General features: G+C 40.0%; 14 protein-coding genes and 1 tRNA gene. 7 read left to right on the top strand and 8 right to left on the bottom strand.

Annotation, left to right across the window (positions count from 1 at the left end; translation table 11 throughout):
- Positions 1-224: 224 nt before the first annotated feature.
- The 4 genes from ACNS8M_RS05195 to hrpA form a co-directional block, all read right to left on the bottom strand.
- Positions 225-300 (bottom strand) — tRNA-Gly (locus ACNS8M_RS05195).
- 65 nt (positions 301-365) lie between these two features.
- The gene (gene cysS / locus ACNS8M_RS05190; protein ID WP_168417945.1) at positions 366-1,787 is read right to left on the bottom strand and encodes a cysteine--tRNA ligase; all 1,422 of its coding nucleotides are present in this window, start codon (positions 1,785-1,787) and stop codon (positions 366-368) included.
- Positions 1,788-1,984: 197 nt separating this feature from the next.
- Positions 1,985-3,097, bottom strand: a complete 1,113-nt coding sequence (locus ACNS8M_RS05185; RefSeq protein ID WP_168417946.1) for a beta-ketoacyl-ACP synthase III — start codon at positions 3,095-3,097, stop codon at positions 1,985-1,987.
- A gap of 30 nt (positions 3,098-3,127) precedes the next feature.
- The gene (gene hrpA / locus ACNS8M_RS05180) at positions 3,128-7,009 is read right to left on the bottom strand and encodes an ATP-dependent RNA helicase HrpA (protein ID WP_419225246.1); all 3,882 of its coding nucleotides are present in this window, start codon (positions 7,007-7,009) and stop codon (positions 3,128-3,130) included.
- Between the two features lie 372 nt (positions 7,010-7,381).
- Between hrpA and ahpC the strand changes: the two genes are divergently transcribed.
- The 3 genes from ahpC (at position 7,382) to ACNS8M_RS05165 (ending at position 9,025) form a co-directional block, all read left to right on the top strand.
- Positions 7,382-7,945, top strand: coding sequence for an alkyl hydroperoxide reductase subunit C (ahpC, locus tag ACNS8M_RS05175; protein ID WP_005178834.1), 564 nt, complete (start codon positions 7,382-7,384; stop codon positions 7,943-7,945).
- 196 nt (positions 7,946-8,141) lie between these two features.
- On the top strand, positions 8,142-8,618 hold the full coding sequence (locus ACNS8M_RS05170) for a right-handed parallel beta-helix repeat-containing protein (RefSeq protein WP_168417948.1): 477 nt from the start codon (positions 8,142-8,144) through the stop codon (positions 8,616-8,618).
- Between the two features lie 200 nt (positions 8,619-8,818).
- On the top strand, positions 8,819-9,025 hold the full coding sequence (locus ACNS8M_RS05165; protein ID WP_168461712.1) for a KTSC domain-containing protein: 207 nt from the start codon (positions 8,819-8,821) through the stop codon (positions 9,023-9,025).
- A gap of 97 nt (positions 9,026-9,122) precedes the next feature.
- Here the strand turns inward: ACNS8M_RS05165 and ACNS8M_RS05160 are convergent, their stop codons facing one another.
- Entirely contained in the window at positions 9,123-9,341 is a 219-nt protein-coding gene (locus ACNS8M_RS05160) for a DUF1653 domain-containing protein (RefSeq protein WP_168417950.1), read from the bottom strand.
- Between the two features lie 257 nt (positions 9,342-9,598).
- Here ACNS8M_RS05160 and ACNS8M_RS05155 point away from each other — a divergent pair, with 257 nt between their 5' ends.
- The gene (locus ACNS8M_RS05155; RefSeq protein ID WP_168417951.1) at positions 9,599-9,943 is read left to right on the top strand and encodes a hypothetical protein; all 345 of its coding nucleotides are present in this window, start codon (positions 9,599-9,601) and stop codon (positions 9,941-9,943) included.
- Positions 9,944-10,083: 140 nt separating this feature from the next.
- Here the strand turns inward: ACNS8M_RS05155 and ACNS8M_RS05150 are convergent, their stop codons facing one another.
- Positions 10,084-10,596 carry a hypothetical protein gene (locus tag ACNS8M_RS05150; RefSeq protein WP_104852169.1) on the bottom strand — a complete coding sequence of 171 codons (513 nt, stop codon included), beginning with the start codon at positions 10,594-10,596 and terminating at the stop codon, positions 10,084-10,086.
- A 193-nt stretch (positions 10,597-10,789) separates the two neighbouring features.
- Here ACNS8M_RS05150 and ACNS8M_RS05145 point away from each other — a divergent pair, with 193 nt between their 5' ends.
- Complete coding sequence (locus ACNS8M_RS05145; protein ID WP_419225245.1) at positions 10,790-11,836, top strand: NAD(P)H-dependent flavin oxidoreductase; 1,047 nt, start codon at positions 10,790-10,792, stop codon at positions 11,834-11,836.
- Positions 11,837-11,920: 84 nt separating this feature from the next.
- Here ACNS8M_RS05145 and dusB read toward each other — a convergent pair whose 3' ends face one another.
- Positions 11,921-12,943, bottom strand: a complete 1,023-nt coding sequence (gene dusB, locus ACNS8M_RS05140) for a tRNA dihydrouridine synthase DusB (protein ID WP_168461352.1) — start codon at positions 12,941-12,943, stop codon at positions 11,921-11,923.
- 83 nt (positions 12,944-13,026) lie between these two features.
- Here dusB and ACNS8M_RS05135 point away from each other — a divergent pair, with 83 nt between their 5' ends.
- On the top strand, positions 13,027-14,232 hold the full coding sequence (locus tag ACNS8M_RS05135; RefSeq protein WP_168525427.1) for a DUF1615 family protein: 1,206 nt from the start codon (positions 13,027-13,029) through the stop codon (positions 14,230-14,232).
- Positions 14,199-14,846, top strand: coding sequence for an HAD-IB family hydrolase (locus ACNS8M_RS05130; RefSeq protein ID WP_168525426.1), 648 nt, complete (start codon positions 14,199-14,201; stop codon positions 14,844-14,846). The genes ACNS8M_RS05135 and ACNS8M_RS05130 overlap by 34 nt, the downstream gene beginning before the upstream one ends.
- A gap of 150 nt (positions 14,847-14,996) precedes the next feature.
- Here the strand turns inward: ACNS8M_RS05130 and ACNS8M_RS05125 are convergent, their stop codons facing one another.
- The gene (locus ACNS8M_RS05125) at positions 14,997-16,091 is read right to left on the bottom strand and encodes a fatty acid desaturase family protein (RefSeq protein WP_168417957.1); all 1,095 of its coding nucleotides are present in this window, start codon (positions 16,089-16,091) and stop codon (positions 14,997-14,999) included.
- Positions 16,092-16,095 lie beyond the last annotated feature (4 nt).

The following is a 16,095-nucleotide window of genomic DNA, read 5'->3' as shown; positions in this document are numbered from 1 at the left end:
TTGTTTTTATCGTTTTGTAGATATTCCTTAAAGCTCTTCAATATCTACACCTATTTGACTTGTTCTTTTTTGACAAGCCCTGAGTTAGAAATAAAGTTCCTGCTTAGGTTATTTAATGAATATCTATGTAAACGACGCCTGAACTTTTTGCTGTGTCTAAATGAATACTGCAAAAAAACTTCCATAAAAAAACGCCTATCTTTCGATAGGCGTTTTTAAAATTTTGGAGCGGGAAACGAGACTCGAACTCGCGACCCCAACCTTGGCAAGGTTGTGCTCTACCAACTGAGCTATTCCCGCAATATGGAAGTGAATTATAGAGAATTTCATACAACTGTCAACTCTCTATGCTTCCAAGTGCTCAATTAATCAGCACGACGCCATACTGTACCCTGACGGGTATCTTCCAATACTACGCCTTGATCAAGTAAAGACTGGCGAATTTCATCGGCACGGGCAAAGTCTTTGGCTTTTTTGGCATCCTGACGCTGCTGAATCAATTCTGCAATGGCTTGTTCAGACAAACCTAAAGCATCCTGACCAATATCAGACTTCAGGAATTCATCTACATCATGCTGTAACAAACCTAAAATATTGGTCAAATGACGCAAGGTTGAATAATACACAGCCGCCTGTTCTGCCTGCTGCTCTTTTACCGCACGGTTCAGCTCTTTATTGACTTCAAACAGAACTGCTATCGCTTCTGCAGTGTTAAAGTCATCACGCATTGCAGCATTAAAGCGCTCTACCAAAGCCTCATCTAACGGCTCAACAGTTTTCGCACCATAAGCTTGTTGATAAGCTTTAAATGAGTGATAGAAACGTGATAAAGCAGTTTTCGCTTCTTTCAAGGCAACATCGGAGAAGTTTACAGGGCTACGATAATGTGAAGACACAATAAAGTAACGGATCACTTCAGGATGGAACTTTTCCATCACATCGCGGATAGTGAAGAAGTTACCCAATGACTTTGACATTTTTTCGCCATCGACATTAATAAAACCGACGTGCATCCAGTAATTCACATACTGCTCACCTGTCGATGCTTCAGACTGGGCAATTTCATTTTCATGGTGTGGGAACATTAAGTCTGAACCACCGCCATGAATATCGAAATGGTTGCCTAAGCAGCAAGTCGACATTGCAGAACATTCAATATGCCAACCAGGACGTCCATTGCCCCATGGAGAAGCCCAAGATGGTTCATTTTCTTTGGCATGTTTCCAAAGAACAAAGTCAAATGGATGCTTTTTATCGACTTCAACATCTACACGTTCAGATGCACCCGCTTGCATGTCTTCCAGCTTACGGCCTGAAAGACGGCCATATTTGTCAAATTTTTCGACCTGAAAATAAACATCGCCATTGCTTGCAGGATAAGCCGTGCCTTTATTTACTAAATTGCCAATCATGTTTTGCATTTGGTCAATAAATTCAGTGGCACGTGGTGCTGCATCTGGCTCAGCACAGCCTAAGTTTGCTGCGTCTTCATTCATGGCTTGAATAAAACGATCCGTTAAAGCCTGAATACTCTCGCCATTTTCATTGGCACGTTTAATAATTTTGTCGTCAATGTCGGTGATGTTGCGTACATATTTCACCTTCCAACCCTGACTACGTAAAAAGCGAATGATGTAGTCAAATGCAACCATAACCCGCGCATGTCCAATATGACAGTAATCATAAACCGTCATACCACAGACATACATGTCGATATGTCCTTCTTTACGCGGAACAAATTCAACTTTTTTACGTTGCTCTGAGTTATATAGAACAAATGGTTGCATAGGTTTTCAAAATAGGTCTATTAAAAGATGCACCATCTTAACCTAAGCATTATTTTTCATAAAGTTTTTCGATGTTTTTATTCTGTATGAGGATATTGCGAGTGATGAGTACACTCTCGACCAGACCTTCTCCCGAAGGAGAAGGAACGTTCAATACTGATCTTAAACTTGGATTGATCTTATAAAGTGAGTAAACCTTATGCCGCGTCGCGTTTTTGTACCAAAATCGCACCGACAGAGTAACCCGCACCAAATGAACACAGTACACCATATTCACCATTATCGACTTCATGTGCAGTACGGTGTAAAGCAATAATTACCCCCGCTGAAGAGGTATTGGCAAACTCATCTAAAATAATAGGTACTAGACCAGGTTGTGCCGCTTCTTTACCCACCACCAATTTTAAAATCAGTTCGTTCATGCTGGCATTGGCTTGATGCAACCAGAAACGCTTCACATCGGTTGGTGCAATCTGATTTTTTTCCAATTGCGCAGTAATCATTTTAGCCACTAACGGACAGACTTCTTTAAAGACTTTACGGCCATCCTGATGGAAGCGTTTATCATCAATATCTGCATTTTCACTTAGGTTTAAGAAACCGAAGTTATTGCGAATATTGTTAGAGAACTGGGTGAACAGGTTCATATCTAAAATTTCAAAACCTGCTTTTGTATCTGTCTCTTCTAAAATTGAAGCGGTTGCCACATCACCAAAAATAAAGTGGCAGTCACGTGAGCGGTAATCGTTATGCCCTGATGTAATTTCGACATTCACCAACAGTACGCGACGCGCGCCTGCTTTAATCGCATCATGCGCTTGCTTAATACCGAAAGTTGCAGCAGAACATGCTACGTTCATGTCATAGGCATAACCTTGAATACCAAGCGCAGTTTGAATTTCAATCGCCACGGCAGGATAAGCTCGCTGCAAGTTTGAGCAAGATAAAATGACCACATCAATATCTTCTGCGGTCACGCCTGCATTTTGCATTGCTTGTTTTGCGGCAATTACGCCCCATTCAGCTTGTATTGAAATTTCATCATCACTACGTTCACGTAAATTAGGACGTAAACGGTTGATGTCTAAAATACCTGTCTTTTCTGCAACGTAACGACGTTTTACGCCCGAGGCTTTTTCGATAAAGTCTGCACTTGAGCCACGACGTTCTTCTAGCTCACCTGCTGCAATTTTGTCAGCATTCTGCTGATTATACTGTTCCACATAAGCATTTAAACTTTCGACCAACTCTTCGTTGGTAATAACATCTTCTGGGTGATAAAGACCAGTACCTGTAATGCGAATGCCCATGTAAAACTCCTTCTAGAAATTATCTATATCTTAACTGATTCCGAGCTTTTCCCATACTTTTTGCAGCCGAGTTGCAGAAATTGGCATTTTGGTTTTCATGGGTTGAGAGAACAACGATATGCGTAATTCTTCTACCATAAAGTACAATTCCTTAAGGCGGGCATCTTGTTTGTGTTTGAACAATTTGTCCATCCAAGGGTCAATTTGGGCGATGGCAGCATTATCTCTTTGCAAGTTGTTGGGTAAGCGGTCTAAACGTAATAACAACGCTTTTAAATAGCGCGGATATTCGCTCCACACCTCTACAGGCTTGCTATACACAAAGTCTGCCAGATGCATTAAATCCAGCTGATCTTCAATATCATCCATATTTTTGGAAAAAACTGCTTCATCAAGCATCAATAGCTGACGGCGAATATCTTGCCAAGCAATATAAATTTCATTAAAGATACGAAGCGTGGTTTGACCATGACTAAGAAAAGTCTTTTTTACCTCAAGCTGTAAGTTTTGAAACTCTTCCAAATTGACTGGCAAGTCACAAATAGTGCTTTGCAAGGTCGCATAGATCAACATTTGTTCAAGTTGCGCTTTATCGCCCAAAGGTGAGTAGGCCAAAGCCAATGGTTTAGCAATTTGTTTTTTCAGTTGGCGCGATAAATCGCCCAATTGCACATGCAGTAAACGAATCACCCCTTCACGATGCTGACGAATCGCCTCGCTCTGATCATTAAAGGTTTGAATCACCACACCCGATTCATCTTTCTGGCTCAATTCTGCAAAATCTTTGCTTGGCACCAAAGCCTGATATTGCTTGACCACCACACCGGTAACTTTTTGTGAAGCCTCAAAAATGAATCGTTCAGGAAAGGTCTGAAATTCACCTTGCAACTGCTTCACAGGGCTGTGAGTTTCGGTACGACAACGTGCTTTTAATTCTGCTAAATCACGCCCCTGTTCAATCACCCGCCCTTTTTCATCCAGTACTTTGATGAACGGTAACAAATACGCATCTACACGCTCAAAACTAAAGTCTTTTTCGGTAATTTGTTCTGCACGTAACTGAAATGCCAAAAAGCTAAAAATATGCTCACGTAAATTGACAGCATCAATGCGTTGCAACAGTTTGCGTGCAGTGTCCGGAATAGGCACTAAGTGACGACGCTTTTCCTTCGGCAAGGTTTTGAGCAAAGCTTCAATTAAATTTTCACGCCAGCCTGGAACACCCCATGACCAAATATTTTCATCGACCTGTGCCAATGCTTGCACAGGAATTTTAACCGTTGCACCATCTTCATCATGGCTTGGATCAAAACGGTAACTGGCTGCCAAACGCAGCTCACCATTACGCAAATAATCTGGAAATTGCTGCGTGGTCGGACGATCATTCAACCAAAGTGCATCATCTTCCACAAATAAATAACGTGGGTTTTGCGGCTCCACGGTGGCACGCCAATCTTCAAATGAACGTCGGCTAGCGACTTCTGCAGGGACTTTAGCGGCATAGAACTGATAAATAGTTTCTTCATCGACCACTAAATCACGACGACGCAACTTGTCTTCAACCCGTTCCACTTCTTCAAGTTTGAGTAGGTTGTGTTTTAAGAATGGCGGTGTAATGCCCAAGTTGCCTGTGGTTAAAGCATCACGTAAGAAAATTTCATGCGCAGCTTCTTGATCGACCTTTTCATAATTTACAGCACGTTTCGGTTCAATAATCAGCCCAAACAGTGAAATTTGATCATAGGCATTTACCACGCCAGCTTTTTTAGACCAATGCGGCTCGAAATAATGATGCTTGAGCAAATCACGTGCGGCCAATAAAATCCATTCAGGTTCAATTTTTGCCAAGGTGCGCAAATACACTTGTGAAGTTTCCACCATCTCAAATGCCATCACCCACGGCGTATTGGTTTTATGCAAGGTAGATGCAGGGAAAATCCGTGCTTTTTGCTGGCGTACGGCCATGAACACGTTACGCTCATCGGTTTTATTTGCAATAAACGATAACAAACCAGTTAACAATGCTCGATGCAGATTTTCATAACTGGCTTTTTTCTCATTAAAAGACAGTTTTAAACTACGTGCTAAATCAACCAATTGTTCATGCGTTTTCTTCCATTCACGTAAGCGCAACCAACTTAAGAAATGCTGACGTGCAAAAGTACGACGTTTGTTTTCACTCATACCTTCACGGTTTTCGTGCAAAGTTTCCCAAAGCTTTAAATAAAATAAAAAGTCAGAATCTGCTTCACGGAACAAAGCATGTTTTTGATCGGCCTGCATTTGTTTATCTGCAGGACGTTCGCGCGGGTCTTGCACCGCTAGTGCCGCCACAATAACTAATACTTCATTGAGCACACCAAAATGCGCACCGCCTAAAATCATACGTGCCAGTCGTGGGTCAATTGGCATTTTCGCCATCTGCTGACCAATTTTGCTGAGCGGATTTACAGTCTTAGATGAAACATCTTTGGCTTTATGTTCTGTCAGCGCACCTAATTCCACTAATAATTTGCGACCATCATTCACTAAACGATGATCGGGCGGCTCAATAAAATCAAACTCTTCAAGCGTACCCAAGCCCAGACTTTGCATCTGTAGTATGACAGAGGCCAAGTTGGTACGTTTAATTTCAGGCTCAGTGAACTCTGGACGGCTTAAAAAATCCTCCTCAGAATACAAGCGAATGCATACCCCAGGCGCAATACGACCGCAACGCCCTTTACGCTGATTCGCTGCCGCTTGAGAAACGGCTTCAATGGGTAAACGCTGCACCCGTGAACGATAGTTATAACGTGAAATACGTGCAAAACCACTGTCTATTACGTAGCGGATATTTGGCACAGTCAAAGCTGTTTCAGCCACGTTGGTGGCAATAATAATGCGACGCCCACCACCCGTTGGGTTAAAGATTTTTTGCTGTTCAGCTAACGCCAAACGCGCATACAAAGGCAAAATTTCTGTATGACGTGGCCCATGTTTGTGCAAGGTTTCCTGCAGTTCACGAATTTCCTGTTCAGTGCTGGCAAAAATTAAAATATCGGCGTGTTCAGGATGACCTTTTTCCTGCGCATCGGCAAAGCACTCTTCTACTGCTTGTACCACCGCACGTGGCAAGTTTTCTTCAAAATCATCAAATTCATCATCATCACTGCCACCAATACTTAATTCAGAAATTGGACGATAACGTACTTCTACAGGAAAGCTACGTCCTTCAACTTCAAAAATCGGTGCGCCATTAAAGTAATTGCTAAAACGCTGCACATCTAAAGTTGCAGAGGTAATGATGACTTTTAAATCAGGGCGGCGTGGCAACAGTTGCTTTAAATAACCCATGATGAAGTCAATATTTAAAGACCGCTCATGCGCTTCATCGATAATAATGGTGTCGTATTTGTTCAAATAACGGTCATTGGCAAGCTCTGCCAATAAAATACCATCGGTCATTAAACGAATAATAGAGTCTTGAGAACCTTGTTCATTAAAGCGGACTTTAAAACTGATCGATTCACCCAGTTTTTCGCCGACTTCTTCTGCAATACGCTGCGACACACTACGTGCAGCCAAACGTCTTGGCTGGGTGTGACCAATGAGACCAGTTAATCCACGACCTGCCAACATGGCAATTTGAGGTAACTGCGTGGTTTTACCTGAACCCGTTTCCCCTGCCACAATAATCACTTGATGCTGCTGAATTGCTTCTGCCAATTGCTTAGCGTATTGAGTTACAGGTAAATCTTGATTCAATTGAATATTGGGAATGCGCTGAGCACGCTCCAACACTTTGAAATTGGATTTTTCAAATAATTCCTGATATTGCTTTGGATTGGCATCTTTGCCTTTTCGTAGTCGATTTAAACGATGACGATCACGCGCCAAAACGAGGTGGTCTACATTTAAATGACTCTGCACAGAATACGCTTCCTAACCAAAACACAAACACGTATTTTACGCACTAATGCCCTGAAGCGAAAGAACAGCGCTACAGAACAATCATTTAAATATTTTTTGATGCCACCTTGAACTTTTAAATTACATCCCCATATTGTTGAATGTAACTCAATTGCTGATTTGGTTTTATTGGATAGCCCACAAGTGGCTGTCATTCAATCATCATCATTTTAAGGCCTAATAAAGTCTCAAAATTGTATTGATGAACTTGTTGATATTTACATTCTCATTTGTTTTTCCGATGCTAGTAATGTAAAAATACCATTTCAGCAATAAAACAAAATTAGATACTCTATTGCTAACGAAATACAAACCTTAATCATGGAGACAATGATGAGCTTAATTAATACTGAAGTTAAACCATTTAAAGCTAATGCATACCATAACGGTCAATTCGTTGAAGTAACTGAAGCTGATCTTAAAGGCAAATGGTCTGTTGTATTCTTCTATCCAGCTGACTTTACTTTCGTTTGCCCAACTGAGCTTGGTGACCTTGCAGACAACTACGCAGAATTCCAAAAATTAGGCGTTGAAATCTATGCAGTTTCTACTGACACTCACTTCACGCACAAAGCTTGGCACGACTCTTCAGAAGAAATCAAAAAAATTCAATACGTAATGGTTGGCGACCCAACTTGGACGCTTTCTAAAAACTTTGAAGTATTAATCGAAGCTGATGGTCTTGCTGATCGTGGTACTTTCGTTATCGATCCAGAAGGCAAAATCCAAATCATCGAAATCAATGCTGGCGGTATTGGTCGTGATGCTCAAGAACTTCTTCGTAAAGTTAAAGCAGCTCAATACGTTCACGCTCACCCAGGTGAAGTATGCCCAGCTAAATGGAAAGAAGGTGATGCAACTTTAGCACCATCTATCGACCTAGTAGGTAAAATCTAAGTCTTAGATTTCACTACTCACAAAAACCACGCTTAGGCGTGGTTTTTTTATTCAAGCTGTTTGTTTACAGTAATGCATAAAAACTCCACTTTTCTACCTAATTTATTCATCATTGAATCGTAAACTAGATTGACTACAAAACAGCCAGCACATGGCACATTTGATTTTTTAAGTTGTAATTTATGAGGGCGGTTCTATGAAAAAATTATTGGTACTTTCGACTTTACTGGCATTTTCCGTGCCTGCATTGGCAGATGTAAACTGCAATGGCACCATTAAAAATCGTACCATTGATGATAATGTAAAAATTCAAAAGTTATGCACCCTAGATAATGTGACTGTTAAAGGTAATGTCATGCTGCATAGCAGTGCACAAGCCACAATCAAAAATAGCCGTATTGATGGCAACTTAGAATCTAAAGGACAATTTAGCCGAGTAAATGCTCAGGCCAACCGTATTGATGGCAACATTCAATTAGAAGATGGTCGAAATATTCAACTCAGCTCCAATCGTGTTGATGGTAATATTCAGCTAAAAGACAATACTGGCAGTATTATTGTTAAAAATAATCGTGTTTCTGGTAATTTAGAATGCGAAGATAATCGCCAAAAACCTACTGGCGGTTCTAATCGCGTTTCAGGCGATAAAGAAGATCAATGTCGTCATTTATAATGCCTAAAAATGCAAAATAGCAGACTTAAAAAAACCACATCTTATGATGTGGTTTTTTAACTTTGATCAACAACACAATATAAAATAAGATCAAATCTATTTTTACAATTCTGTAATACTTTTTATTTCATACTTCACTTATGTTCAGAATAAGCAGATTAAATCTGTGAAAAATAATATAAAAAATAAAGGAGTTGCTTATGGATAAAGCACTTGTCGTGACATCCTGGACATACAGCGCATCTTCACGTTATTTGAAAATTTTTTACGAAAATGGCTCTGGGGATTTATTCCACCCTGTACCGCAGTCTATTTATGACAACTTATTGAGGCGCAGCGACAAAGCTGCTTTTGTGAGTAAATATTTAGCATACGACCTAAGCTTTAACCGCATTTCCATTCAATAAATCATCATTACATTTTAATTATTTTAACTTTAAGAATTATCTAATTACTCAATCTATCCAATTAGTTTAATGCCGATTGGATAGACAAAGCTAAAATTTAAAGTACTTCTTGTACAAGTTTAAAACGCTCCAATTCTCGATCATCATCCAAGGTGATGGTTTCAGTAAACATTGACAGTGGTCTTACCCAAATAGAGTAATCTCCATATAAACACTGATAGACCACCAACTTTTCTTGAGTTTCACTATGGGTTGCCACATGCAGCACTTGGTACAACTGCCCTTTATAATGTTGATAAATACCTTTTTTAAGCATTGTGCTGTCCTTCTTCAACTAAACAGCAACAATGTACAATAAAAAATGAATTTCTGCTTATCAATACAATACAGCTTTATTCAACACACTCTCCCCCCAAGCAACCTGGGCATAACACATAAAGATCGACCCCATAGACACTATTTAGGCTAAAAACTATTACATTTATTGAACAATTATGCGTATCGGGCTGTATATTTTTTAGTTATATTCGCTTTATCCCATCTTAAGTGGATGTAAAAAAAGGAAACATGATAATGAATAAACTACTTCTTGCTTTAGGTCTTGCCGCTACTGTGGCGCTTGTTGGTTGTGCAAAAGAAAAAGCACCTGAAACTGGGGCAACCACTGGTGAACACTTAGAAAATGCTGCAGCTCAAGCGGCACATGATGCTGAAGATGCAACTCATGAAGCTGCTGCCGCTACAGCAACAGCTGTAGATAATGCTGCTGAAGCGACTGAAAATGCTGCCCACAATATTGCAACTGCAACTGAAAATGCTGCAGATGCAACTGTTCAAGCTGCTAAAGATGCGACTGCTGCAACTGCGGGTGCTGTTGAACAAGGTGCTGCAAACGTAAAAGAAAAAGCACAACAATAATTGATTGTGTCAATAAAAAAACTCCTGAGTCTCTGCTCAGGAGTTTTTTGATTTTAATGTCGGTGTTTTATGTGACACGTTTCATTTCAACATCTAAAGTACATCTTCTATTAGACTATGTAGAAAGCTCCCATTGCCTACTATAAAGCTGCCTTTAAATTGCAACCATAACCCATCGTCTGCTGGACTTGTCGGTAACTGGTATAGCGATTCAAAATAAAATCATAATATGCTTCAGGACTTGCAAAGTTAGCCGGCAAATTCTCTTTTTCAGCTTGCGGCAATTGCACATCTTTTAGCAACGCTAGATTGTAATGCCCCAGCCGATACAACTCTGAAAAATAGCCATTCATCATGTCACAATATGCAATTTTAGTCGGCTTCAACGCAGTACTGCTCACGAGATGCTGATTTAAACTTCGCAGGTTATTTACATCTAATGGAAATTGATGTGAAAACGCAATGCTTTCCACTTGTTTGAACTGCTTAAAATCTTGAGCTAATTTAGTATTTAAAGCATCTATACGTTGCTGCAATGCTACTGCATCCTGCACCTGATATTTTTGAGGATCAACTTGCTGTACTTTTGGTTCTTCACGACAAGCCACTAAACCCAGCACAGTAAGTAAAGCACCGTAAACTAATGGTTTCATTTATTTACTCAATCATTTCACACTTGTTAGACATTATGCCTGAAAAAAGTGAAAAGAATGACTAAAACGAACCTGTACTTTCCCCCTCCTACATAGTTAAAGTTTAGTGCTGATATTTCTAGAATAAATGATGAATATGATTTGCCAATTTTTATAGACTTGGGCAAAGTAGATAAAAACTGGAGTAAATAATATGGCTTTATTAAAACAACTGAATATAAAACATCCTATTTTTCTTGCTCCAATGGCGGGTGTTTCAACCCCTGAACTTGCTGCAGAAGTTTCTAATCAAGGTGGATTAGGCTCGCTTGGTTTAGGCGCACATACACTCGAAGCTGCGCGTGAACAAATCATTCAAACTCAAGCCCTCACCGACAATTCATTTCAAGTAAATTTCTTTTGCCATGAATCCACACCACTCAATGAACAGATTGCACAGGCATGGATTACACAATTTGCGCCAATTTTTGCCCAATATGATGTCACCCCACCTGCACAACTAAAATGTATTTATCCAAGCTTTAAAGACCATGATGATTATTTAAATCTGGTTTTGGAAACCCAACCACAAGCAGTAAGTTTTCATTTTGGAATTCCACATGAGCATCAAATTCAAGCATTAAAAGATGCAGGAATCATCACCATGGTTTCTGCTACAAATTTAGCCGAAGCTCAGGCGATTGAAGCAGCAGGAATTGATATTATTATTGCGCAAGGGATTGAAGCTGGTGGGCACAGAGGTGTTTTTAATCAGGCATTTGATAGTGCTGTGAAAACCAGTGATTTAGTGCAACTGATTCATCAGCATTGCACAACACCTGTGGTCGCTGCAGGTGGAATTATGAATGGTCAGCAGGCCAAACACATGCTTAACCTTGGTGCATCTGCCGTACAACTGGGTACTGCGTTTGTACAATGTAAAAGTTCAAATGCCAATGCGGCTTATCGGCAAGCTTTGTTCCAACAAAACATCACCCAAATTACAGAAAGTATTTCTGGACGTCCTGCACGTGGTTTGATTAATCACTGGCACACAAAGATTGATACACCTAATCGTATCGCTGTGCCTAGCTATCCATACACTTACGATCTCGCCAAACAATTACATGCAGCAGCAGTCAAACATGGTGAGCAAGGTTATGCGCCATTCTGGGCAGGCAGTAATGTTAGCCAAATTCGTGAATTAGAAGCTGCAGATTTAATCAATCAATTGATGCTAGAGATGATTCACGCACATTAAACAAGAATACAACCGCTCTGCTTTAAACAAGCAAAGCGGTTAAGAGTGAAATTTTAACTATAAAATCAAAATCTTAAATGCTAATCAAGTATCCAGTAAATTAACACTTTCTACTTGTACATCACTCATGATTTCACCATGTGCCAATAACTGATTGAAGTAGTCCTCCACCACTTTAAATTGTTCGGCAGTACTTTCAACTTTATACATGTTTTGGCGAAACTCATTACTTGAACGTAAACCTTTGGTGTACCAAGCAATGTGTTTACGTGAAATTCGACAACCTGAATATTCCCCATAAAACTCATAAAGCTCGGCTAAATGCCCCAATAAGACTTTTTGAACTTCTGCAATACTCGGTGCGGCAAGCAACTCCCCTGTTGCTAAATAATGTGCAATTTCCCGAAAAATCCACGGACGTCCCTGTGCTGCACGTCCAATCATAATGGCATCAGCACCTGTGTAATCTAGTACATATTTGGCTTTTTCAGGGCTATCTATATCACCATTGGCAATGACTGGAATCTGCAACATACTTTTCACGTCTTTAATCAGTGAGTAACGTGCATGATTTAAATACATATCTTCACGGGTACGACCATGCAAAGCCAAAGCGGCAATACCGGCTTGTTCCGCACGCTTTGCCACACGTAAGATATTTTCCTGACCATTTAAAAAACCCAAACGGGTTTTAAGGGTTACAGGTACATCAACCGCAGCAACAACTGTGTCTAAAATACGTGCCACCAAATCTTCATCTTGCAACAAGGCAGACCCCGCCAATTTATTACAGACTTTTTTGGCAGGACAGCCCATATTGATATCAACAATTTGCGCCCCGTTGGCCACCTGATAGCGTGCTGCTTCCGCTAAATCATGCGGATCTGAACCTGCAATTTGTGCAGAAATTGGCGCAAGCTCCCCATCAAAATTGGCACGATACAAACTCTTTTTACTCATGCGCAAAGTTTTGTCAGATGTCATCATTTCACTGACTGCATGCCCAGCTCCAAAGTATTTGCACAGTGAGCGAAATGGCCGATCAGTAACGCCTGCCATTGGGGCAACAATCAAATTATTTGACAGTTGATAGGGACCAATATACATATATATTCTTAACTTTAATGATTGGCATAGTATACTGCATCTGCCCTTTGGGCTCATCCATTTGGAACGAGTTTTCCCTATCTATGAAAGACACTGTATTCACTTCTTTGATGAAACCCTTCAGCGTGCTCGCCTTATCCTTAAGCTTAGCAGCCTGTGGAGACAGCGCATGGTGGTCTAAGGACAATGAGCCAACCTTGGAAGCAGAACATATTCGCAAACTGATTCCTAACCGTGTCAGTGAACGCAGTGCTTGGGCTAAAGATATTTATGATATTTCTGAGCAATTAGGTATTCCACAAACCAAAGAAAATATGTGCACCATTATTGCTGTGGTTGATCAGGAATCCAACTTTGTAGCAGACCCGCAAGTTTATGGTTTAGGCGAAAAAGCTGTTAAAGAAGTACAAGATCGTTTGGATGAAAAATTTAAAGATAAACTGGGCGAAGCAATTGGCGGTACGGTCGCAGGCTATTTTCAGGATGTGCTGAAAAATCACCCTAGCCCTGAAGATAACTATTTGAGTCAAATGCGTCGGGTAAAAACTGAACGTGAATTAGATGAACTATACCGTGAAATTTTTGACTACATGGCAAAGCATTATCATGTTTCCGCACTAACAGGTGCTGCCAAACTGTTTGGTCAAAATATTGGTGAAAAACTTAATCCAATTACCACTTTAGGTTCTATGCAAGTGCATATTAGCTATGCCAAAGAGCATAAACGTCAAAGTGGTAACATCGCAGAGTTACGCAGTGATCTATATACCCAGTATGGTGGCTTATATTATGGGATTCATCGTTTAATGATGTACCCTGCTGACTATGATCAACCGCTATACCGTTTTGCTGACTATAACTCGGGCATGTATTCGAGCCGCAATGCTGCATTCCAAAGTATGCTGAATGATTTAACCGAAGCTGAACTCGATTTAGATGGTGATTTACTTCTTTACGCTAAAGATGGCGGTGTGCGTAATGCAAAGAGTGAATCAGAACGTGAATTAATTGCTGTTTTTGCTAAACATAATATTTTGGTTACACCACGACAAATTCGTGCAGACTTAAAAAAAGAAAAAGAAAAGAAATTTGAAGATACTGCGACCTATCTGGCTGTCACTAAACTCTATAAAGCACAAACGGGCAAAGAGCCATTTTATGCCATGATGCCACAAGTGGTGATTTCAGGGCCTAAACTGAGTCGAGATTACAACACCAATTGGTTCGCAACACGAGTCAATGGACGTTATAAAACATGCATACAAAAAGCCAAAAATATAAAAATCTAGCCTTATTTGATTTTGATGGCACCCTGTGCAGCAAAGACAGTTTTACGGGGTTCATTTTCTATGCCTTGTCTAAACGACACATTATCAAACAAGGTTTAAAAACCTTACCGTGGATTCAGGCCTTTTATTTAAAAGTCTATCCTGCACATGCCATGCGCCCTAAATTGTTTAATGCTATGTTTAAAGATGCAAGTACAACTGAAATATTAGCACTTGCACAACGCTATGCAGCAGATTTAATGCATGATCTAAACCCACAACTATTACTACGATTAAAGCAACATCAATTCAATGGTGATGATGTGGTGGTGGTTTCTGCGAGTGTGGATATTTATTTGCAGTATATTTGTCAGCAATTAAATGTTGGTTTGATTTGTACCGAAACAGAAATTGAAAGTCAGCAATTTACAGGGCAATATTCAACACCTGATTGTAGTCGGGAACAAAAGCAAATTCGGATTTTAGAACAGTATGATTTAAAAAATTATGCTGCTATTTATGCGTATGGCAATAGTGATGAAGATGAAGCTATGCTGAGTTTAGCAACCCATCCATATATGGTCGGTGTAGATCAAACCTTACCTGAAATTATGGCTTATAAAAAACTGGCTTGATAAAGCCTAGTAAAAGTATTATTTTTAGGGGGGGATTACCACATAAAAAAAGCGGCTCATCTAAGCCGCTTTTCTATATCATTAAAGATATATTTATCACTGTTTGATGAATCACTTACTAATCTAAAATTTCATAAATGATATTCATGCTTATTTCTTGAATGGAAAAGCATATTTCACAATACGTTTTAATACACTGCCGTATTGCTTAACCAAACTAGCATTGTTGTAGTTCAAGCCATATTTTTCACACACAGCTTGCACTTTTGGCGCCATTTGACGATAACGACGCGCAGGCACATCTGGGTACAAATGGTGTTCAATTTGATGGCTTAAATGCCCTGTCAAAATGTGGAATGCTTCTGAACCTGTAAGATTAGATGAACCACGAATTTGACGCATATACCAATGTCCACGGCTTTCATTTTGCATGACTGACTTTGGAAACACTTCTACATCTTTAGTAAAGTGACCGCAGAAAATAATACTAAATGTCCAAATATTACGAATACCATTCGCAACCAAATTACCTGTAAATACTGGCAGAGCTGATGGCCCAGCAATTAGTGGGAAAAACACATAGTCTTTGAACAATTGTTTGCCAATTTTCTTCTGCATTGGCTGCCATTCTTTTTTAGCTTGTGCTTTGCTTTTTCGGCCATTCAAAATTTTACCAATTTCTAAATTCTGAATCGCAACGCCCCACTGGAACAATAAGCAGAACGGGATACTATATAAAGGTTGTAATAAATAGCCCGATCTCCAACGCTGTTCTGGGAACAAACGCACTAAACCATAACCAATATCATCATCCATGCCTTTAATATTGGTATAGGTATGATGTTTGAAGTTATGGGTTTGACGCCAGTTGTCTGAAGTACCCACAGTATCCCATTCATAGCTTGCGCCATTGAATTTAGGATCATTCATCCAGTCATATTGACCGTGCATGACGTTATGGCCTAACTCCATGTTTTCCATGATTTTGGCAAAGCCTAATAGCCCTGTACCCAATACCCATGCTGGCGGAAACCAACCAGCAAACAATAAGGCACGACCTGCCATTGAGCTATAACGAATCGTTGAGTAAACACGGCGGATGTATTTCGCATCTTTTTCGCCAATATCATCCAAAACTTCTTGTTTAATAGCATCTAATTCACGTGCAAGCTCATCTAATTCTAATTGAGTGAGTTCACGGTTTTTAGGATTGCGAAAGTATTCTATTTTCACTGGCATATTCATAATC

It is taken from the genome of Acinetobacter sp. A2 (assembly GCF_048537555.1).
Taxonomy (GTDB): domain Bacteria; phylum Pseudomonadota; class Gammaproteobacteria; order Pseudomonadales; family Moraxellaceae; genus Acinetobacter.
This window is presented reverse-complemented; position numbering and strand designations above follow the sequence as displayed.